The organism is Paramagnetospirillum kuznetsovii (assembly GCF_003284725.1).
Classification (GTDB): Bacteria; Pseudomonadota; Alphaproteobacteria; order Rhodospirillales; family Magnetospirillaceae; genus Phaeospirillum; species Phaeospirillum kuznetsovii.
Map to the genome: position 1 here is coordinate 248118 of NZ_PGTO01000002.1, position 21177 is coordinate 269294.

Here is a 21177-nt window from a genome sequence, read left to right on the forward strand (position 1 = left end):
TTCGCTTCAAGAGGCCAACCATAGCACGGCCTATGCCTGTTCGCGGATGGTTGACTTTGGCGGGGCACGGCCTACCCTCTTCCCATCAAGGCAAGGGGGCATCGGTGGTCATGGGGCAGGCAGTGTCGCGGGGAGTGCGGATTTCGGTCGCCTTGGTCGGCCTCATGGTGCTGGCCGGATGCGCGGACCGAGTAGTCGGCTATCCGCCGCCGACAGAGTCCTGGCCAGCGCAACCCAAGGCGATGTCCATGATTCAGGCCCCCCTGGCGCCGCCGGTTCCGCTCAACATCCCGGCGGCCTTGGCCGGAGACCACGAGGCCCAGCGGTTCTACGCCCTGCACCGGCTGATGGAAGAGGGCGTGGTTCGTCCCGACGAAGCGGCGGTCCGGCGCAATGCCAATCTGGGGGCCCTGCTGCCTTATACGGCGCCGCCACCCGCCGCGGGTCTGTCCAAGCCTTCGCCGCTGCAAGAGCTGGCGACCAAACTGTCCGAACTGACGGTTTCACCCAGTGCCGCCGCTCAGACGGAGCGGAACTTCCTGCTGGAAGGGCTGCTGCCCTCCGAACCGAAGTTGCGCGGCGTGCCGGTGCGCACCGATGCCAACGCCCTGAGGATCGGGCGCGATCGGGTGTCCACCTTGGCCAATATGGGCCTTGTCAGTCCCGCCGAGCGGGATCGCGAATTGGCGGCCATCGGCTATGGCGAGCAGATACTCGCCACGGCTCCGCCGCCAGCTCCGCCCCCGCCGCCGGTCAAGAAGAAGCCGATCAAGAAAAAGCCTCCGGTCGGCTCCGAAGGCGGGGCAAAGCCGGGCGACGTCCCCGGCGGTGCCATTCCGCCTGCTTCCGGCAAGGGCCCCATGGGGCTGCACCTGCTGTCCATGGCCTCGGACAGCATGACCGACAAGGCGGTGGATGCCCTGAAGAAGGAGTATCCCGAACTGGCCGCCCTGACCTTCAAGGCGGTCAAGACCGATATTCCCGATCTGGGGACCACTTATCGCCTGCTGGCCGGACCCATGGCCCAGGCCGAGGCCGACCAGATGTGCAAGGCATTGAGAACCAAGGGACAATCCTGCGCGGTGGCGGCCTATTGAGACGTTCTTGGCCAGCCATGCAAAGACGGAAGGCGGCCATGCTGTCGCGATGCAGCAAAATCAGCCGCTTTGCCTCGCTATATCAACCGATTTGTAAGACATTCCAGACTATGCTGCATTGCATCATAAGCGTTCGCCGCTTGTGGAGCACGGTACCTTAGGACTTGGGAGCTTGCCATGAAACCGTCGTCGGGCCTTCGTTTCGCACATGCGCGGCTGGTGTGCCAGGACGCGCTCGCCAAGGGGAAGAACATCCCCGCTCTCTGCGAGGTCATTCGCGTTACCGAGAATATCGTGTGGTATTCCGTGCTGGGCGGCGATGGAAGCCCCGTCAGCCGCGAATGGTGCGAGGAAGCGGTGTTTCCCGAGATCTGCGCCAATGCGGCGTGATCCACGATAAATTCCAACAATTCCATCGGTGAGAGACAGGGCATGGCGGCCATGCCCTGAGGGTGGATTGCGCTTTGGGGTAAGTAATATTAGAGTAATCTAATTATTGAGCCCCACCAGCGAGGTCGCCGATGATCAAGGATTGGAACGAACTGGCCCAAGGCCTGTCCAAGGCGGTCGGGCAAATCCGCACCGGCGCCCCCGAAGCCATGAAGGGCTTTTCCGCCATGGCGCGGGCGGCCACCGCCCAAGGGGCGTTGGATGCCAAGACCAAGGAGCTGATGGCCCTGGCCTTGGGCATCGCGGCGCGCTGCGACGGCTGTCTCGCCTTTCACGCCAAGGCGGTCTATGACCTGGGCGGCTCGCGCGAGGAGGTGATGGAGACCATCGCCATGTCGGTCTATATGGGCGGCGGGCCGTCGCTGATGTACGGCGCCCTGGCGCTGGACGCCTACGACCAAGTCGTCGCGGCCGCGCCTCCGGAAGAATAGTTTTCCACACCGGGCGACTGCGTTAGTGTGTGCCCGGCCAGGGCGGACACCGTCGCCCGCCCAGTGGAAGCCGATCCCCATGAACCAGGATATCAGAAGCGAGCCCCTTCCCTCGGCCGCTCTGTTTTCGCCGGACATGGACCAAGGTGCCGGCCAGCGGGCCTACCGGCTGACGGTATGGTGCTTGGCGGCGGCGGCGGTGGTGCTGATGGCCTATCCCGCCATCCGCATGGGCTGGAATTACGAGATCGACAATACCGAGGGCTGGAACGCCTATCATCAGCTCCGGGCCATGGCCGGGCTGCCGCTGTATGAGGGCGGCTCCCCCCTATTCTTCAACAACTACCCGCCCCTGTCGTTCTATTTGGTCGGCGCGCTGTCGCTGCCGTTCGGCGATCCGGTCATCGCCGGGCGCATCCTGTCCTTGCTGGGACTGGTCGCCATCTGCCTGTCGGCGGGATCGGTGGTCCGCTCGGCGGGCGGGTCCAGGCTCGACGGCACCCTGGCCGCCTCCACCTGCGCCCTGATCTTTGCCACTTTCATCGCCGATCATGTCGCCAAGAACAATCCGCAGCTTCTGGCCATCGCCTTCATCATGGCCGGGCTGGCCACCCATCTGGGCGGCCGCCCCGGAATCGGGCGGGCTGCGGCGACCGCCCTGCTGTTTTCCATCGGTGTCATGACCAAGCACAGCCTGATCTGCGTGCCGCTGGTGGTGGCGGGCGATGTGCTCATCAACGGGCGGGGCCGTCCCCGTCTGGCGTTCTTTGGCTTCGGTCTGGGACTGGCGGTGCTGTGCGGCGGCGCCATGTGGGTCTTCGCGGGTAAGGCCTTCTTCGTTCAGTTGCTGGCGTCGCGAACCTGGGAAGTGGACCGCTCGTTTCTGTTCACCACCGAGATCCTGGGGCAGTTCCAGGCCCCCATGGCGGTGGTCGGGCTGGGTCTGATCCATTTCCGCCGCCATCGCCCGGCCGGGTTGATTCTGGCCTATCTGGGGGCCTCCTTGGCGTTCGGCATTTTCTATTCCGGCGGCGCGGGCACCGATATCAACGTTTATTTCGATGTCTTCATCGCCCTGTCCATTGGGGCCGGACTTGTCGCCCATCTGCTGCCGGTCCGGCGCGCGCGGGCGGTGGTGGCCTTGGCGCTCAATGCGGGGGTGCTGTTCTACACACCGTTCTCGCTGGGCCGGTTCGGCTGGGAGATGATGGGCGAGATGACCTATCGCGAGCGGCTGTTCCAAGAAGACGTGGACTATGTCGCCGCCATTCCCGGCGTGGCTCTGTGCCATTCCCATCTCTTGTGCCTGCGGGCGGGCAAGCCCGCCTTCTACGATCCCATCAACGTGTTGCAGGCCATGATCGCCGGTCGCCTTCCCGCCGATACCCTGACCGGGATGCTGCGTCGCCACGAGATCCAGGTGGTGGAGCTGAGCGATCCGCCGCGTCACCCCGAGGACGAGAATCCAGGCCTTCCCGGATTGCCGACCCGCTTCATGGACTTTCCGGACGATGTCTTCGAGGCCCTGCGGCAGGAATACGTCATCGACCGCATCGGCATTTCCGGCCGCTTCTATCGCCCGCGCACGGATCAGTCGCCGCCGGGGAAATAGGCGGCCATGGAGCGGCATTCATCGCCGGTGAGTTCAAAATCGAAAATGCTCAAATCGTCCTTCATGTGGACGGCCGAGGTCGTGCCGGTCAGGGGAATGATTTCGATCTGGCTCAGATAGCGGAAGAATATCTGCGGCCCCGTGCGCCGGTATTTTTCCATCAGCGATTTGACCGTGGCGTGGGCAAGAATCTCGGGGTTGGCGGTCAGGGTCCAGAAGCTTTGATAAAAGATGCCGTTCTTGCGGCAATCGGCGCGGATCATGCGGTCGAACCCGGTCTGGGCGTAAAAGCGGTTCTGCAGCACGGCGGGCTTGATCCGCGCGGTCTCGCACAGATGGCGGAACAGGGTCGGGTCATAGCAATTGCTGAGTCCCAGTTGCCGGGCGCCCCCGGACTCGAAGACGGCTTCCATGGCACTCCAGACGGTGCGCAGATCGGCGGGATTGGCCAGGGGCGAGTGAAGCACCAGGCAATCCACGGTGTCGGTCCCGAGGTTCTTTTGCGAGCGCTCGAACGACTGCGCCACCTGTCGGGCGAGAGGGGCGGTGGGGTCGTAGGGGACGCGGCTGGGATCTTGGCCCGATAAGGGCGTGAACTTGGTTTGCAGATAGAGATCATGGCGGCCAAGCCCGCTCTTCAGCGCGGCGGCCACTCCGGCGCCGACGCCCGCTTCGTCGTAATGCTTGGGCTGGCAGGCGGTATCGATGCCGCGAAAGCCCAGGGCGATGGCCTGTTCCACCAGTCCCGCCGTCCTGTCTTTCTTCCAGGCGGTGCCGTAGATGATGCGGGGGATCGCGACGCCGTGGCGGGACGTCCATGGATTGGCTGTCATGGGACTCTATTGTGCCTGGCGGAGACTGAGGATATAGGCGGAGACATCCCGGATATCACCCCGGCTCAGCACCAAATCGGGCATCTTTCCGTGCGGAGCCGACAAGAAGGCGGCCAGCGACGCCTCGGTGGTCGATGGCGACTGGGCGATCCAGGCGAAGGGCGGCGCGGCGTCCGTTGCGGATTTGCGTTGCAGGGGAGCGATGAGGTGGCAGTTGCTGCACAGAACCTCGGCGATCCACTTGCCCTTCTCGAGTCCCTGTGGGCGAGGCTCGCGGCCCCCTTCCGCCGCCCATGCGCCGCAAGACAGCAGCGCCGTGAAGGCCAGCACAGGCAAGGCCGAAAAACGTGGAAGCATGGGCGTGCTCCTTGAGAGCCATCACGCATTGTAGCAGATGGGGACGGTCTTGTCGCGCCGGGGCCGTCCGGATCAGGGCAAAGTGGCTAGGTTAACTGCGACGAGGCGAGTGTGATTCATCGCGTCGCTACCACCCGCTATAACCGTCATGCGCGGGCTTGTCCCGCGTATCCACGCCGTTCCGGCTTAAGTTGGCGTGGTTTCTTCGAGCGCCTGAGTCTGCCTGTATTTGAAGCCGTCGCCTTCGGTATGGGACTTGAAAGCCGATTGACCACCAAGACACCAAGGACACCAAGAGGGCGACACGGTTTTTTGCCTTCCGTCATGCCCGTGCTTGTCACGGGCATCTACGCCCATTCGTCCGGATTATTGCTTCATGGGGATTTCGTGTGGAACCGCGTGGATGGCCGGGACACGCCCGGCCATGACGAAAGAGTGAGGCTTGGCCGTTTGCTCCGCCCTCTTGGTGCTCTTGGTGTCTTGGTGGTCAATACCCTCGGCAGCCGCGAATCCTGTCGCCGAATTTAAACCGGACAGCCGTGGAACAAGTCCGGCCATGACGCTGAACTTAACGAGCTCTCAATCTGACCACGTCGCCGTGGCGCCCGACTCACCGCTCCCGCAAGGCCTGATCGGCATAGCCCAGGAAGGGGTCCAGCAGGTATTGCAGGACCGTCCTGCTGCCGGTGACGATATTGGCCTCCACCTGAATGCCGGGATAAAGGCGGTAGCTGAGATCGCCCGAGCGGAACTGGTCGGATTCCGTTTCGATGCGCACCTTGTAATAGGCGGCGCCGCGATCGGTGACCAGGGTGTCGGCGCTGATATGGACGACGCTGCCGTCGATGGTGCCGAACCGTGTGCCCTCGTTGGAGGCGAGACGGATCTTGGCGGGCTGGCCGACGCGGACATGGCCCACGTCATAGACCGGCAACCGCGCCTCGACGATCAGACGGTCGCCCTCGGGGACGATGTCGAGCACGGTGTCGCCGGCCTTGATGACGCCGCCGGCGGTGGCCACCCGCAGCGTCTTGACGACGCCGTCGACGGGCGAGCGGAGAATGGTGCGGCTCTGGCTGTCCGACAGCCGCCGCAGCCGTTGCATCAGCTCGTCATATTCGCGCTGGGCGGCGGCCAGATGCTCCTTGACCTCCTGGTCATAGGCGTGGCGGATGCCGTCGATCTGGGACTTGGCCTCCGAGATGGCCGATTCCGCCCGGCGCGCCGTGGCGGTGTCTTCCTCGATGCGGCTGCGCAGGGCGGACTGGTCGCGCAGCAGGGCCAGATGGTTATAGCGGTTGGTCAACTGGTCCTTCAGCAGCTCCTCGCTGATGCCCACTTGCTCCTCGATCAGTTTCAGTGAGTTGCGGGTGTTGCGCAGCCGCGCCGATATCTCGTTCAGGGATTGCTCGCGCTGGGCGATGGCCTGCTGCTGGCTGGCCAGGGCGTTGAGGTGGCGCTCGCGGCGGGACTGCAACAGGGCGAGGGCCTGGCGGGTCTCGCTGGGATGGTCGCGCGCCAGGTCGGCGGGGGGCACGAGGTCGGGGGCGCCCCCGGCTTCGGTCTGAAGGCGCAGGATGTCGAGCTTGAGCGAGGTCAGGCGCACCGACAACTCATCCACCTGGGTATCGGCCGAGGTGGATTGCAGCCCGACCAGCGGCTGGTTGCGGCTGACCCGGTCACCCTCGCGCACCATGATCTCCGAGACGATGCCGCCTTCCAGATGCTGAATGCTCTTCACCTGGGAATAGGGGATGACCTCGCCTCCGGCGCGGGCCACCACGTCGAGCCGCCCCAGCGACGCCCATAGCAGGAAGATCACGACCATGGCGGTGGCGCAGAGGATGAACAGCCGCGAGCCCGCCTCTTCCTCGCCCTCCATGGGGATCAGGCGGCGCAGACGCTCAAGCATGGACGGCGGCGTCCTCGGCGCGGGTCAGGCTGGGTATGGGCTTGGCGTCCAGATCCAGCACCATGGCGGCGCCGCGCAGGATGCCTGGATCGTTGGAGCAGACCACCAGGGTGCGACCCTCGCGGGCAAGCAGGCCGAGTGTGGCATAGACCACGGCGCGACCTTCGGAATCCAAGCCCTCGGTGGGTTCGTCCAGCAGGCACAGCTTTCCCCCGGTGGCCAGGGCGCGGGCGAGGCCGAGACGGCGGCGGATGCCGGGGGGCAACTGACGCCCGGCCTCGCCGATGGGGGTGTCGAAGCCGCGCGCCGAGGCATCCAGCCAGGGCTTCAGCCCGGCGAGGCCCGCCGCCTGATTGAGCCCGGCATCGTCGAGATCGGGATTGGCGAGGCGAATATTGTCGGCCACGGTGCCGTCCATGAAGTCCGGCTCCTGGGGCAGATAGCACAACTGCTTGCGCCACCATTCCATGCTGATCTGGCGCAGATCGACGCCGCCCACCAGGATCTGGCCGCGCAGCGGCTCCGCCAATCCCACCAGCAGGCGGGCGAAGGTGGTCTTGCCCGCGCCGTTGTTGCCGCGAACCACCAGGATGCCCCCGCTGTCCAGGGTCAGGGTCACATGTTCGGCCAGGGGCGCCGGGGCGCCGGGATAGGCGAAGGCGAGGTCGGACAGTTCCAGGCGGCCGTCATAGGCGCCGAGCGCGCTGCCGCTGGACTGTTCGCGCGGCAGCCGGGTGAAATCGGCCAGCCGCCGCAGCGCCAGTTCCGCCTTGGCCAGCGGCTCGATCAGTTGCACCAGCCGGTTCAAGGGGCCGAGGGCGCGGCCCGCCAGGATATTGGCGCCGATCAATTGGGCGGTGTTGAGCTCGCCCTTGACGCATAGAATGGCGCCGATGGCGATGATGGCGGTGCCCTGGAGCGCGGTGACCAATTGGATGGCGGACCCCGCCAAGCCCTGGTCATTGGCGATGGCGTCGCGGGCGGCCACCGCCGTCCGGCGGCTGTCGTCCCAGCGTTGGCGCAAGCGGGTGGCGGCATTGAAGGCGCGGACCGTATCGGAACCGGTGGCGGTGGTGGTGGCCAGCGCTTGCAGCGAGGCCTCGGCGGCGGCGGCCTGGGCCAGCCGCGCCCGCGCCCGGCGCTCCCCCACCAGGGTGATCGCCGCCGAGGCTCCGGCGCAGGCCAAGGCGACCACGCCAAGACCGGGGCTAAGCACGAAGAGCGCCAGCAAGGTAATGGCCGAGAAGGGCACGTCCAGCAGACCGGTCAGATTGCTTGCGGTATAGGCCCGCTCCATGGTGTCGAGGCCGCGCATGACCTCCAGGCGGGCGGCCACCGGCATCCGGTCCAAAAGGGCGGCGCGAACCCCCGTCATGGCGGAAAAGGCGATGCCCGCATGGCGACTTCCCTCCGGCCCGACCACGATTCCCGCCAGCCTGCGCCGCGCCTCGCGAAAGCCGAATTCCAAGGCGGCGGCGGCGGTGACTCCGACGGTCAGGGTGACAAGGGTGGCATCGACGCCGTAGGGAACATAACGGCCCAGCACCAGCATCACGAAGGCGGTGCTGGCCAAGCCGAGCAGATTGATCAGCAAAGAGGCGACCAGCAATTCGGCCAGCAGCTTTGGCCGGTCGGCCAGCCTCCGGATCAGCTCTCTCAGCGGATGGCCCCTTCGTCGAGATTGCCCATGGTGGACAGCAAGGTGAAGGCGGCGATGGCCACGTCGGCATCGGCCGAGGCCGCGCTGCTGTTGGCATTGATCAGCGCCGTCTCGCCCGCCAGCACGTCGATCAGCGAACGGGTGCCCAGCTTGCGCTCCTTGCGCGCCAGTTCCAGGAATTCACTGGCGATGTTGGACTGGTTTTTCAGATAGTCGGCCCGCGCCTTCTGGGTCGCCAGATTTTCCCAGGCATTGCGAACCTGCTCTTCCACCAGGTCGCGGGTATCGGCCAGCCGGGCCTCGGCCGCCGCCACGTTGCTTTCGGCGGCACGCAGCGAGTTGATGGCGGTGAAGCCGAGATTGAGCGGATAGGTGACCTGCACCTTGCCCAGCAGTTCGGTCTGATTGCCAGCGGTGCCCGCGTAATTGATCTTGTTGCGGGCCTCGCCCACCAGATCGACGCGGGGATAAAGCTGCGACGCCTTGGTGGCCTCGGCGCTCTTCCTCGCCATATCTGCGGTCATCTGGGCGATCTTCAGCGCGACATTGTTGCGCCGCGCCTCGTTGATGGCGTCGTTCAGGCCGAGGGGAATCAGGTCGGCGGGAACCGGCGGCGTCGCCAGAGTCGAGACATTGGCGGGGTCGCGCCCGAACAAGGCGCGGAAGCGGTTGCGGGCGCCGTCCAGCGCCCCCTGGGCGGTGACGCGGCCCGCCTCGGCCCCGGCCAGTTGGGTCTTGGCCTGCAACACGTCGGTGGACAGGCCGGAACCGCGCTGGACGCGGGCTTCTTCCAGGCCGGTCTGCTTGCGGATATTGCTTTCGGAATCCTTGGCGAAGGTGGTCTGCTGGCTGGTGCGGACCAGATTGATATAGGCGGTCAAGCCGTCGAGGATCAGGCTTTGCTTGGCGCCCGCCCGGGTGGCCTCGGCCTGGGCCTCGGCGATCTCGGCGCGGTCGATGGTGGCGTTGGCGGCGCCGAAATCCCACAGCAATTGGCGGACCGTGGCTTCGTACTTCTTGAAGTACATGTCGGTGTCGAGCGTGCCCGGCGGCTTGTTTTCCTTCTCATAGCCGTATTCGCCGGTGAAGGTGGCGGTAGGGTACCAGCCGCCACGGGCCACTTCCCGCAGATTCTGGGCGCCTTCCACATCGGCGCTGGCGGCCTTGACCCGGTTGTGGCCGGGCAGAACCTGTTCCAACATTTCCTTGAAGGTTTCGGCTTGGGCGTGAATGGGCGCCAGAATCGCCAGGGCGGCGGATATGGTCGCGAATGAAACAAGTCGCATGGTGGTTCAATCCCCGTGACGCCTCCGAATGGAGGCGGCTAGACGCAGTGGAAGTCGCTGGTGGTCAGCGTGGTGACATCGCTGACATTGCTTAGGGTGGCGACGTCGGTCACCGTCGCCGTCGATGTGTCGGTATCGCCGTTGCCGATGGTGATGGTGGCGATGCGGGTGACGGTGCCGTTGTCATAGGCGGCCAGGAAACGGCCGCCATTGCCGATTCCGGCATTGCCGAGGGTGATGACGGTGCCGCCGCCGGTATTGATCGCCGTCTGCAGGGCCGAGGCGCTGCTGAACGAGGAATGGCTGAAGATGAAGACGTCGTTGCCTGCGGTGGCGGTGAAATCGCCGGTGCTGGCCACCGTCTGGAACGCCGTCGTCGCATTGGCCGCCGTGATGGCGACGGCGCTGGACCCGTCGCCGGTGGTCAGCAATTTGTCGGCGGCGGTGAAGCCCGAAACCAGGAAGTCCACCGCGTCCTTGGTGCCGCCCGCGGTGAAGGTGGTGATGGTGTCGCCGAAGTCGCCGGATGCCTCGTAGCGGAAAATCGTGCTGCCGCCATTGCTGGTGGCGGTCAGGGTGTCGGCGCCGCCACCGCCGATCAGGGTGTCGGTGTTGCCGGTGGTGGCGCCGCCCGACAGGGTATGGGCGGTGGATGTGTCGGTGATGGTGCAGCCGTTGGCATAGGTCGACGACAGGGTGGTGACGTTGGTCAAGGTCTTGGCCGAGACGTCCAAAGTAGACCACGTGGCGGTTGTGATGGTGGCGCTGGCGCTGGCACCGGCTCCCACGATGGAGGTCACCGCCGCCAGACTGGCGCCATCGACGGTGAAGGTCTCAGACCCGCCGCTGGCGATCTCGATCGTGTCGATATTGGTCAGCGTCACACCCACCAGATTGAGGCTGTTGCTGTTGGTCTCGAAGATGTCGGTGCCTGCCGCATCGGCACTGAACACGGTGGTGACGCTGCCGGGGAAGCTGGAATTGGAGACAATGATGGTAGTGTTACCGTTGAAGGTGTCGCTGATCGTCTCGACCCCCGACATGGTGAGCGATCCGAGATTCATGGTCGAGTTGGTGGTGGTTACATCGTCGGCGCCGCTGCCGCCGATCAGGGATTCCACATTGGTGACATTGATGGTTTGGCCGCCCGATCCCAATTGAACCACGTCGGTTCCGGCGCTACCCACCAGGGTCTCTACGCTGGTCACTGTGATGGTTCCGGCACTGGCCAGGGTGATGGTGTCGGCGCCGCTGCCGCCGACGATGGATTCGACGCCGCTGACCGTCACGCTTTGACCGTCCGAGCCCAGGGTCAGCACGTCGATGCCACTGCCGCCGGTCACCGATTCGACGGCGCTGACGGTGATGGCGTTGGCTCCGGCCGCCAGGCTTATGCTGTCGGTATTGTCGCCGCCGGTAATGGTCATGCCGGTGACGGGCGCCTGGAAGGTGACGCTGTTGGTGGCGCCGTTGGCCAGATGCAGGCTTTGCACGTTGGAGATGGCGTTGATGACATGGGTGCCGGTGCTGTCCAGGTACAAGGAATTGGTGCCGCCCGCCATGTCGATGGAATCAGCCCCCGCCACGCCCAGATGCCCGATGATGTGCCATTCCTGGTTTCCGGTGGCGCCGGACGGCGACAGGCCGTTGACCAGGGTGCCGGTCAGATTGTCGACGCCATAGCTGACATAGATGCTGGTGGTTCCGTCGCTGGCGATGTCCACGTTCTTGATGCCCATGCCCTGATCCGTGGTCATGGAGCCGGTGAGGTCCACGGTCTCCACATTGACCACCGCGAAGGTGTTGGTGGTCCCGGCGCCCACATTGATGGTCACCCGGTCGCCGTCGCCCAGGGTGGGGTCGTAGAAGGTGTCGCCAGAGCCGAAATAGCCGACCACCGAGACTTCGTTGCCCTGGTTGGCGGTGCCGACGATGCTGTCGTTGACCCCGTCGGTCAGGGTGACGGATTGCGGGCCGCCGGTCAGGGTGTGGGTGATGGTGGACTGGCTGGCTGCCTGCTGCTGAATTTGTTGAATCTGGTTCTGGATGGTCTGCTGGACGATATTTTGGATCTGGGCGCCGACCTGATTGATCTGAGCCCCGAGATCGAAGCCGGATGTCTGTCCCGGCCCGAACACTCCCACCGGCCCGGTCGGACCGACCACCTTGGCGACGGCGTCGCTCGTCTTGGTGGCGATGTCGTTGGCCTGGCCGGGAGTCAGTCCCAGCGCCTGGGACAGCGCGTCGGCGATCTTGGTTTCAGCCAGCTTGACCCCGTCGGTCAGCGCCTTTTCCGCCGTCAATTTGGCGATCTGGGCCTTTTCCACCCCCAGCTTCTCGCCCAGGGCCTTGTCGGCGGCCACGGCCTTTTCGGTGGCGGCCTTTTCCGTCGCCGCCTTTTCGGCGGCGGTGACCTGGGCGGTCTGCACCGCCTTCTCGGTGGGGGCCTGGCTGCCCTTCTGCTGGATGTTCTGCTGGATCTGCTGCGGCGTCGGCGGTGGCGGCAGCACCTGGAGCGCTCCGCCGTATTGCTGCTGGATCTGCTGCGGCGTCAGGATGACCGGCGGCGGCGGCGCCAGGAAGGCGCTGGCGATCTGGGTGGTGGCGCCGGGCACGCTCATCACTTGGACGCCCGCCTGGTTGCTGACCGCCAGTTCGCCGACGGTGCCGTCGGCATTGGGCATCAGGGTGATGCGGTTGGGCTGGCCTTCGGGCGCCGCCAAACCGGCGCCGGTGGTGCCGCGCACGCCGATGGTGGCCACCGGCGTCTTGATGGACATGGCGTCGATGCCGGTCTTGGCGATCTCGCCGCTGACGAAGGAGAAGGGGCCGCTGACCACGGAGAGGGCTTCCGTGCCCTTGGCGGTGGCCGGATCCCAGGTCATCTCGTCCACGGTCATGCGGCCCTTCTGGCCCAGGGAGAACACGGCGCCATCGTCGAAGGTGATGCCGATCTGGCCGTTGGAGCCGGTCTGGATCACGTCGCCCTGAAAGATCTGGTCGCCCTGCTTGAGCGGCGCCGAGGTGCCATCGGCATGGCGGACGCTGGCGTCGCCGGTCAGCTTGGAGACGCTTCCCACCGAGGCGATGGCGGGGGCGTCGCCTGCTTGGGCGAATTGGCCCGGCGCCAGCGGACCCGCCAGCCGCGCCGCCAAACCGCCGCCGATCACCGCCCCGTGGTCGGTCACCAGATCGGGCAAGGTCATCTGGGCGAAATAATCGCGCACCAGCAGTTGGGCGCCGTCCTCGCCGGTCAGCAGAAGGTCGGCCCCGGCATGGGCGAATTTGGCATGAAGCAGCCAGTCGCCGCCCGGAACCGTCACCGAGCCGCCCTGTCCATCAACGCTATTGAAAGCGCTGGACATGCCATCGCCGAAATTACCGATCCGCCCCATGGCCGCCCCCTGCGACTCTCCTTATCAAGCGATGATATTCTACTCTGAGGGAAGAAACATTCAAGCTGTAGTGATGCCGCACCCATGGCTTTCGCCATACCGAAAATGCAGGGTAGGGCAGAGCGGCTTCCCGGTGCCTGCAATGCATGGGGGTTGACGAGGGTCGCGTGCAGGCCTAAAAAGAGATAGAACGTTATCTATAATAAAGGCCCGTCATGCCCCCGAGAGGTCGCCCCCGCGTGGATTCCGTCATCCTGGATCACGCCTTGCGCCTGTTCTACCGCGAGGGCATCCGCTCGACCGGCGTCGATCGCATCATCGCCGAGGCCGGTGTGGCGGGAATGAGCTTTTATCGCAACTTCAAGTCCAAGGACGGTTTGGTCGCCGCCGTGCTCAAGCGCCGTGACGAGGCCTGGATGGCTTGGCTGACCGGCGTGGTGGAAGCGGGTGAAGCCAGCCCGGCCGGACGGGTGGCCCGGATCTTCGACGCTCTCGATCAGTGGTTCAAAGGTCCGGATTTTCACGGCTGTATGTTCATCAACGCGGCGGGCGAATTCGCCGATCCCGCCTGCACCGTCCGCCGGGCCGCCGCCGCCCATAAGGAACGGCTCAAATCCTATATGGGTGGCCTGTGCCGATCCGCCGGGCTTGCCTCCGAGATTGCCGACATGCTGTTCCTGCTGGCCGAGGGCGCCATCGTGGCTGCTTTCGTCCAAGGCGACCTCGGTGCGGCTGGAACGGCGGGCAAGGCGGCGGCCCTGTTGATTCGCGCCCAAACTTCCCAGGAGTGAGTTCCATGCCCCATCATCCCGGCTTTCGTCTCGGCATCTATGTGTTCAAGGATGCCGAGATTATCGATTACGCCGCACCCCATGGCGTGTTCTCGGTGGCGCGGCGCCTGGACCCCGAGCTCGAGGCTTTCCTGATCGCCGATGCGGCCCGGCCGGTCCAGACCCAGGCGGGCTTCACCGTGCTGCCCAATTACAGCTTCGCCGACCGGCCCGCCATGGACGCCTTCCTGATCCCCGGCGGCTTCGGCACCCGGCAGGAAATGCATAACCGACGTCTGCACGAGTTCATCCGCGCCCTTCCCGCCGAGACGCTGTTGACCAGCGTCTGCACCGGGTCGTGGATTTACGGCGCCATGGGATTGCTGGACGGCTTGCCCGCCACCAACCGCAAGGAGCCGGACCGGCTGGAAGCGTCCGGGGCCGGGATGGTTCCCATCGACCGGCTGGCCAAGATCGCGCCCGCCTGCCGCATCAGCCGGGCGCGGGTGGTCGACGCGGGCCGGATCGTCACCGCCGGGGGCATCGCCTCGGGGATGGAGATGGGCTTCCATCTGCTGCGCCGGGCCGGTTATGGCGAGGACTTCATCACCGAGGTGGCCCGCGTCATGGAATACGCCCAGGCCTACGAGGCCTATCGCGGCGATATCGAGTATGCCGCCTGAGAGTGGGAGTGATCCGGGGCAATCGCTTGAAGGAAGAAGGTCGCCTTTTTCTCCCTCTCCCGCCTGCGGGAGAGGGTCGGGGTGAGGGGCTTTGCGTCGGCAAACCAGTTGCTTGGCGCGCGGACGCGCGCGGCCCTCACCCGTCTCGGCCTCGCCTCGCCACCCTCTCCCGCAAGCGGGAGAGGGAGAAAAAGGCAAATGCTCCGTCACCCGATTGCCCTGGGCTCCGATCAGTAGCGCTTGTAGGACAGGAACTTGCCCGACATGTTCAGCTTGACGCGGTCGCCCTTGGGGTCGGGCTGGCGCTCCATGGTCATGTCGAAGTCGATGGCCGACATGATGCCGTCGCCGAATTCTTCCTGGATCAGCTCCTTGAAGGTGGTGCCGTAGACCATCACCAGCTCGTAGAAGCGATAGATCAGCGGGTCGGTGGGCGGCATGGACGGGATCGAGCCGCGATAGGGAATCTCGGCCAGCAGCAGCGCCGCGTCGGCGGGCAGGCCCAGCAGGGTGGCGGCCTTCTCGGCCTCGGCCTTTTCCAAGGTCATCTGGCCCAGCAGGGCGGCGGTGATGCAGATGGGAGAAACGGACGGATTGATGGCGGCGGCGATGTCCTTCCAGGACTTGCCGCTCTTGCGCTTGGCATCATGGACCAGTTGGGTGACGTCGTCGCGGGTCATGGCTGTTTCTCCTCTGTGGTGGTGTCGAGGCCCGGCGTGGTGAATTTGGGCTTGCGAGGATCGAAGGTGGAGCGGTCGAACTGCTTCGAGCGGTCCACCAGGAACTCGATCAGGTGATTGCGGATGCGGTAATAATGGGGATGCCGGTGCAGATCGGCACGGTTGCGGTCGCGCGGCATGGTGTTGACCACGATCTCGGCGATCACCGCGCCGGGGCCGTTGGTCATCAGGATGATCTTGTCGGCCAGCAGGATCGCCTCGTCCACGTCATGGGTGATCATGAACACCGTCTGCGCCGTCTGGTGGCAGATGCGCAGCACCTCGTCTTGCAAGGTGCCGCGGGTGAGGGCGTCCAGGGCGCTGAAGGGCTCGTCCATCAGCAGCATCTTGGGCTCGATGGACAGGGCGCGGGCGATGCCCACCCGCTGCTTCATGCCGCCCGACAACTGGGCAGGCTTCTTGTCGGCGGCATTGCCCAATCCGACCAGTTCGATGAATTTCAAGGCGTGGGCGCGGCGCTTGGCCTTGTCCCAGTCGGGCCAGCGCGACCGCACCGCGAAGGCCACATTGTCCAGCACGCTCATCCACGGCATCAGCGCGTGGCTTTGGAAGATGACCGCCCGGTCCAGGGACGGGCCGGATATCTCGCGCCCTCCCACCAGGATGACGCCGTCGCTGGCTTCTTCCAGCCCGGCCAGGGCGTTGAGGATGGTGGTCTTGCCGCAGCCGGAATGGCCGATCAGGCAGACGAACTCGCCCTTGCCGATGGTGAAGTACAGATTCTCGAACACCGCCGTGGCGCCGTAGGTCTTGGCCAGATCGTCGACGAGGACGAAGGGATTCACGGTCATGGCGCTACTCCGGATAGGTGACCAGCCTCACCAGACGGGCGAGGACTTGGTCGAGCGCCATTCCCACCAACCCGATCATCAGGATGGCGTTCATAACGTTGGTGATGGACAGGTTGTTCCATTCGTTCCACACGAAATAGCCGATGCCGGTGCCGCCCACGAGCATCTCGGCCGCCACGATCACCAGCCAGGCGATGCCGATGGAAATGCGCATGCCGGTGAGGATGGTGGGAGCGGCGGCGGGCAGGATGACCTGAAGCGCCTTGCGGAGCGGCCCCACTTCCAGCGTCCGGGCGACGTTCAGCCATTCCTTGCGCACCGAGGCCACCCCGAACGCCGTGTTCAGCAGCATGGGCCACAGCGAGCAGATGAAGATGACGAAGATGGCCGAGGCCGACGAATCCTTGATGGTGTAAAGCGCCAGAGGCATCCAGGCCAGGGGTGAGATGGGCTTCAAGACCTGGAAGAACGGGTCCAGGGCCTTGTGCATCAGCGGGCTCATGCCGATCAGGAAGCCCAAGGGGATGGCCACCGCCACCGCCAGCCCAAAGCCCCCCAGCACGCGCACCAGGGAAAAGGCCAGTTGGATGCCGACGCCCTTGTCGTTGGGGCCGTTATCGTAAAAGGGATGGCTGAGATGCCACCAGAATTTCCCCAGCACCTCCATGGGGCCGGGCATGGCCGACTTTCCCGCCACCGCCGTGGCGCCCATCAGGCGGGCGTATTCCGGGTCCACATCGGCCACCACCCCGGTTCCCAGGGTGGCCAGATGCCACAGAAGCAGGAAACCGGCCAGCAGGGCGGTCGAAACGATGGCCGCCCGCAGGCGAAGCGAGGAAATCATGATCAGCTCCGCTTGATGGCGAAGCTGTCGATGTATTCCTTGGGCTTGGACGGGTCGAATTCCTTGCCCATGATGACGTGCTTCTTGAAGCTTTCATTGGGCGCGGCGAGCCCGGCTTCCTTCATGGCCCGATTGGCGTCCACCGCCAGAAAGACCTGGGTGGCGATGCTGCCGTAATTGATGTCGTCCTTTAGTTGGCCCCAGCGCTTCATCTGCGACAGAATCCACACCGCCATGGAATGCCAGGGGAAGGGCTCGAAGCCGATGCGGTCGGGAACCTTGCGGATATTGCCCAGGCCATCGGCGAAGGTGCCGGTCAGCACCTGCTCCACCACCGTCACCGGCTGGTTCAGGTAATTGGCCGGGGCGATGGCGGCCGCGATCTCCTTGCGGTTCTCCGCCTTGGTGGCATAGGCGGTGGCATCGACGATGGAGCGCAGCAGCGCCTGGAAGGTGTTGGGATTCTGGGTCACGAATTCCCGGCTGGCCGAAAAGGCGCAGCACGGATGGCCGTCCCAGATTTCCTTGGACAGGATGTGGATGAAGCCGACGCCGTCATAGACGGCGCGCTGGTTCACCGGATCGGGGGCCAGGAAGCCGTCGATATTGTCGGCCCGCAGATTGGCCACCATCTCGGGCGGCGGCACCGCCCTGATCTGGACGTCCCGGTCGGGGTCGATGCCGTGCTCGGCCAGATAATAGCGCAGCAGATAATTATGCATGGAGTAGTCGAAGGGCACGGCGAGCTTGAAGCCCTTCCAATCCTTGGGGTCGCGCCGCTCCTTGTGCTTCATGGCCAAGGTGATGGCCTGGCCGTTGACGTTCTCGATGGCGGGCATGGTCCAGGGAACCGGGTTGGACCCCACCCCCAGCGAGATGGCCAGCGGCATGGGCGACAGCATATGGGCGGCGTCGTATTCCTTGTTCATGGCCTTGTCGCGGATGATGGCCCAGCCGGCGGTCTTGATGACCTCGGCGTTCAGGCCGTAGCGCGCGTAAAAGCCCATGGGCTGCGCCATGATGATGGGGGTGGCGCAGGTGATGGGGATGAAGCCGATCTTGACGTCCTTCTTCTCCAGCGGACCGATCTTCTCGGCGGCGAAGGCCTCGCGGGCGGCGGCTAATGGAAAGAATTGCGAAACGGCCGCCATGGCCGTCCCCGAGCCGACCGCCTTCAGGAAGCCGCGCCGGGTGGTGTCGTCGGGGAACAGGGCGCGCATGATCGCCTGATCGACGACGCTGCCGTAACGGGTGTCCTCGGCGGCGGCGGCCTGGGCGCGCTCGGCGGCATCTGCGTCATGGGCTTCCTGGCTGGAATGATTGCCGCATGAACAGCGCGACAGCCCGTGCCGGGGATTGAACGCGTCATCGAACATAGCCATGGCTTGGTCCCCTTGATCGGATTGCGTTGAGCCAACCAAGTGCAATGGGCTTGCCAAGTGGAATGACAGCGCCAAAGGCGCGGAAACCGCCGGTTTTTCCTTGGGTGGCCATGTAACGAGATTTCGTTATTTACGGAACTTCGTGATCTTGTTACGATTTTTCGTAAAGGAGCCGCCGTGACCACTCTCGCCCCTCTTCTGCTCGATGCCATGGCCGAAGCCGTGGTCGCCTTCGATCCGGTCGACGACCGCATCCTGGCGGCCAATGCCGCTGCCTGCCGCCTCTATGGGCGGCGAAGCGAGGATCTGGTCGGCGCGCGCATGAGCGCCCTGCATCCCGACCAGTTTCCCAGTCTGGTGGTGTTCACCGAGGCGGTGCTGCATCAAGGGCGCGGCTGGACCCGCGCCCTGGCCTTGGAGGACGCCGACGGCAAGGGTCGGCAATTGGAATATCTGGCATCGCGCCTGACCCTCGACCAGCGCCAGGTGGTGGTGAGCCTGGTCAACGACCTCGAGGATGTGCGCCGCCGCGAGGTGGATTCCGAGGCCGACGGCTTCCTGCGCGACGGCATGGAGGGATGGCGGCGGGTCGAGCAGGTCTTTCGCGACATCGAACGGCACAACCAGCTGATCCTGGGCGCGGCGGGCGAGGGAATTTACGGCGTCAACGCCGAGGGCAAGGCCACCTTCGTCAATCCGGCGGCCGAACGCTTGTTGGGCTGGAAGGCCGCCGACCTCGTCACCAGGAACATCCATCACGTGGTTCATTACGCCCATCCCGACGGTAGCCATTACGACGAGAAGGACTGTCCCATCTATTCGGCCTTTCGCGACGGCGCCACCCGGCGGGTGGAAGACGACGTCTTTTGGCGCAAGGACGGCGCCCCCATCCGGGTGGAATACACCAGCACGCCCATCCGCGACCGCGGATCCATCGTCGGGGCGGTGATCGTCTTCCGCGACATCACGTCGCGCAAGGAATCCGAGGAACGGCTGCGCGCCGCCCTGGAAGAGGTGGAGCAGTTGCGCCAGCGTCTCGAACTGGAAAACGCCTATCTCCAAGAAGAAATCAAGACCGAGCGCAAGCATCACGAGATCATCGGCGCCAGCGCCGCCATCCAACGTCTGTTGCGCCAGATCGAACTGGTGGCCGCCACCGAGGCGACGGTGCTGATCACCGGCGAATCCGGCACCGGCAAGGAACTGATCGCCCGCGCCCTGCACCAGGGCTCCAGCCGGTCGCACCGGCCCATGATCCGGGTCAATTGCGCCGCCATCCCGCGCGAGCTGTTCGAAAGCGAGTTCTTCGGCCATGTGAAGGGTGCCTTCACCGGGGCGGTGCGTGACCGGGTTGGGCGCTTCGAACTGGCCGACGGCGGCACCTTGTTCCTGGACGAGCTGGGCGAAATTCCGCTGGAGCTTCAGCCCAAATTGCTGCGGGTGCTTCAGGAGGGGCATTTCGAGCGGGTCGGCGAGGACCGCACCCGCTCGGTGGATGTCCGCGTCATCGCCGCCACCAACCGCCGCCTGGACGAGGAGGTGGCGCGCGGCACCTTCCGCGAGGATCTGTTCTATCGCCTGAACGTGTTTCCCATCGAATCGGTCCCACTGCGCCAGCGGCGCGACGATATTCCGCTGCTGGCGGCCCATATCGTCAAGACCTGCGCCCTGCGGCTGGGACGCCCGGCGCCGCAATTGACCCGAGGCGGCATCGAACAGTTGATGGACTACGACTGGCCCGGCAATGTGCGCGAGTTGGAGAACATCATCGAGCGGGCGGTGATCCTGGATCAGGGCGGGCGGCTTGCCTTCGACATCCCCGGCCGACGGGTGGGACTCCCCCTTCCCGCCACGCCGAGTCAGCCCGCCGAGGCCGTCGTCACCGAAACCAACCGGCGCGCCCGCGACCGCGCCAACATCATCCAGGCCCTGGCGGCCTGCGGCGGGCGCGTCTCCGGCCCCAGCGGCGCCGCCGCCATGCTGGGAGTCAGGCCGACCACCCTGGCGTCCCGAATCAAAACCCTCGGCATTCGTCCCTAGGGCAAGATCGCCGCGTCGATGCGCTCGATCACGGCCTTGGGCACGGTCTTGCTGCACATCATGTAGCGCTTATTGCCCACCGGGACGTCGGGGAAGGTGAGCAAGCGAAGGCTTGCCGGAGGAATATTGGCGCCCTTGGCCAGGTCCACGTATTCTTCCTGGTCGGCGAACATGTAGTCGAATCGCCCGGCCGCCAGCATGCTCACCATGCCGGTCGTGGTATTGCCCCGTGACAACTCGACGGTTTTCATCTTGGCGATGACGGCATCCACGGCGGTCCCATAGGAAAAGCCGTCCACATAGCCCAACCGTAGATCCGGTGCTTCGGCCAGGGCCGCCAAGGTCTTGAACGGCGCGAATGCCTCCGAGCGATCCGCGCTGATCAGGACGCCGATGGGCTTGTTCTGATAGATCGACTTGGTGAAGACGGCATAGGCTTCCCGCTCTGGGGTCTTGAAGTTGCCCACGATGCAGATCCGGTCCTTGCCTTCCTGCACGCTTTTCAGCATCCGCTTCGGCGGCATCGCCTGAAACTGGTGCTCGATTCCGGCGCGGGTCAGAATGTCGCGGGCGATGTCGATGAACAGACCCTCGGCCTGACGTTCCCCTTGCCAGGAATAGCCTGGGCGTTCGATGAAGCCGATGGTCAGCGGCTCCGCCAACGCGAGACCGGGGCGGAAGATCGCGACCGCAAGGCCCAAGAAGAAGATCGCACTCCGCATCTCATGCATCATCCTGACCACCGGCGTATGATGCGAGAATATAGACGCGACGCGCCAATTAGAAGTGGTTTCCCCCATGCAGCCCCGAACCATACACCTATGGCAAGGGTGGGTATGACAGGGGTGATTTTGTTCTTATTCCTGGGGTTGGCGCCTTTCGCCAAATATGACG

General features: G+C 65.0%; 18 protein-coding genes. 7 read left to right on the plus strand and 11 right to left on the minus strand.

Features of this window, described 5'->3' with window-relative positions; all coding sequences use genetic code 11:
• The first annotated feature begins 248 nt into the window (after positions 1-248).
• From CU669_RS03810 to CU669_RS03825, 4 genes are all read left to right on the plus strand, one after another.
• Positions 249-1097, plus strand: coding sequence for an SPOR domain-containing protein (locus CU669_RS03810; RefSeq protein ID WP_112142477.1), 849 nt, complete (start codon positions 249-251; stop codon positions 1095-1097).
• A 177-nt stretch (positions 1098-1274) separates the two neighbouring features.
• Positions 1275-1487 (plus strand): hypothetical protein, encoded by a 213-nt coding sequence (locus CU669_RS03815; RefSeq protein WP_112142478.1) that lies wholly within the window; start codon positions 1275-1277, stop codon positions 1485-1487.
• Between the two features lie 131 nt (positions 1488-1618).
• Positions 1619-1978: a carboxymuconolactone decarboxylase family protein gene (locus CU669_RS03820; protein ID WP_112142479.1), complete on the plus strand. Its 360-nt coding sequence runs from the start codon at positions 1619-1621 to the stop codon at positions 1976-1978.
• A gap of 79 nt (positions 1979-2057) precedes the next feature.
• Entirely contained in the window at positions 2058-3590 is a 1533-nt protein-coding gene (locus CU669_RS03825) for an ArnT family glycosyltransferase (RefSeq protein ID WP_239988524.1), read from the plus strand.
• Here CU669_RS03825 and CU669_RS03830 read toward each other — a convergent pair.
• The 6 genes from CU669_RS03830 to CU669_RS03860 all read right to left on the minus strand — a co-directional run bounded on the left by CU669_RS03830 (position 3569) and on the right by CU669_RS03860 (position 13033).
• Positions 3569-4423 carry an aldo/keto reductase family protein gene (locus tag CU669_RS03830; protein ID WP_112142480.1) on the minus strand — a complete coding sequence of 285 codons (855 nt, stop codon included), beginning with the start codon at positions 4421-4423 and terminating at the stop codon, positions 3569-3571. The genes CU669_RS03825 and CU669_RS03830 overlap by 22 nt on opposite strands.
• A gap of 6 nt (positions 4424-4429) precedes the next feature.
• A complete protein-coding gene (locus CU669_RS03835; RefSeq protein WP_112142481.1) occupies positions 4430-4780 on the minus strand; it encodes a c-type cytochrome in 351 nt (116 codons plus the stop codon).
• Between the two features lie 610 nt (positions 4781-5390).
• Positions 5391-6692 carry an HlyD family type I secretion periplasmic adaptor subunit gene (locus CU669_RS03845; protein WP_112142483.1) on the minus strand — a complete coding sequence of 434 codons (1302 nt, stop codon included), beginning with the start codon at positions 6690-6692 and terminating at the stop codon, positions 5391-5393.
• The gene (locus CU669_RS03850) at positions 6685-8301 is read right to left on the minus strand and encodes an ATP-binding cassette domain-containing protein (RefSeq protein WP_112142484.1); all 1617 of its coding nucleotides are present in this window, start codon (positions 8299-8301) and stop codon (positions 6685-6687) included. The genes CU669_RS03845 and CU669_RS03850 overlap by 8 nt, the downstream gene beginning before the upstream one ends.
• Positions 8302-8348: 47 nt before the next feature.
• Positions 8349-9638, minus strand: coding sequence for a TolC family outer membrane protein (locus tag CU669_RS03855; RefSeq protein ID WP_112142485.1), 1290 nt, complete (start codon positions 9636-9638; stop codon positions 8349-8351).
• A 38-nt stretch (positions 9639-9676) separates the two neighbouring features.
• A complete protein-coding gene (locus CU669_RS03860; RefSeq protein WP_112142486.1) occupies positions 9677-13033 on the minus strand; it encodes a FecR domain-containing protein in 3357 nt (1118 codons plus the stop codon).
• Between the two features lie 239 nt (positions 13034-13272).
• Here CU669_RS03860 and CU669_RS03865 point away from each other — a divergent pair, with 239 nt between their 5' ends.
• Positions 13273-13824, plus strand: a complete 552-nt coding sequence (locus CU669_RS03865) for a TetR/AcrR family transcriptional regulator (protein ID WP_161539574.1) — start codon at positions 13273-13275, stop codon at positions 13822-13824.
• A gap of 5 nt (positions 13825-13829) precedes the next feature.
• The gene (locus CU669_RS03870) at positions 13830-14486 is read left to right on the plus strand and encodes a DJ-1/PfpI family protein (RefSeq protein WP_112142488.1); all 657 of its coding nucleotides are present in this window, start codon (positions 13830-13832) and stop codon (positions 14484-14486) included.
• A gap of 230 nt (positions 14487-14716) precedes the next feature.
• Here the strand turns inward: CU669_RS03870 and cynS are convergent, their stop codons facing one another.
• The 4 genes from cynS to CU669_RS03890 are packed head-to-tail and all read right to left on the minus strand — an operon-like array spanning position 14717 to position 18243.
• Positions 14717-15166 (minus strand): cyanase, encoded by a 450-nt coding sequence (gene cynS, locus CU669_RS03875; RefSeq protein ID WP_112142489.1) that lies wholly within the window; start codon positions 15164-15166, stop codon positions 14717-14719.
• The gene (locus tag CU669_RS03880; RefSeq protein ID WP_112142490.1) at positions 15163-16017 is read right to left on the minus strand and encodes an ABC transporter ATP-binding protein; all 855 of its coding nucleotides are present in this window, start codon (positions 16015-16017) and stop codon (positions 15163-15165) included. The genes cynS and CU669_RS03880 overlap by 4 nt, the downstream gene beginning before the upstream one ends.
• Positions 16018-16021: 4 nt before the next feature.
• On the minus strand, positions 16022-16861 hold the full coding sequence (ntrB, locus tag CU669_RS03885) for a nitrate ABC transporter permease (RefSeq protein WP_112142491.1): 840 nt from the start codon (positions 16859-16861) through the stop codon (positions 16022-16024).
• A gap of 2 nt (positions 16862-16863) precedes the next feature.
• Positions 16864-18243, minus strand: coding sequence for a CmpA/NrtA family ABC transporter substrate-binding protein (locus tag CU669_RS03890; protein ID WP_112142492.1), 1380 nt, complete (start codon positions 18241-18243; stop codon positions 16864-16866).
• Between the two features lie 177 nt (positions 18244-18420).
• Here CU669_RS03890 and CU669_RS03895 point away from each other — a divergent pair, with 177 nt between their 5' ends.
• Positions 18421-20283 carry a sigma 54-interacting transcriptional regulator gene (locus CU669_RS03895; protein WP_239988525.1) on the plus strand — a complete coding sequence of 621 codons (1863 nt, stop codon included), beginning with the start codon at positions 18421-18423 and terminating at the stop codon, positions 20281-20283.
• Here CU669_RS03895 and CU669_RS03900 read toward each other — a convergent pair.
• Entirely contained in the window at positions 20280-21005 is a 726-nt protein-coding gene (locus CU669_RS03900) for a substrate-binding periplasmic protein (protein WP_161539575.1), read from the minus strand. The genes CU669_RS03895 and CU669_RS03900 overlap by 4 nt on opposite strands.
• Between the last annotated feature and the right edge of the window lie 172 nt (positions 21006-21177).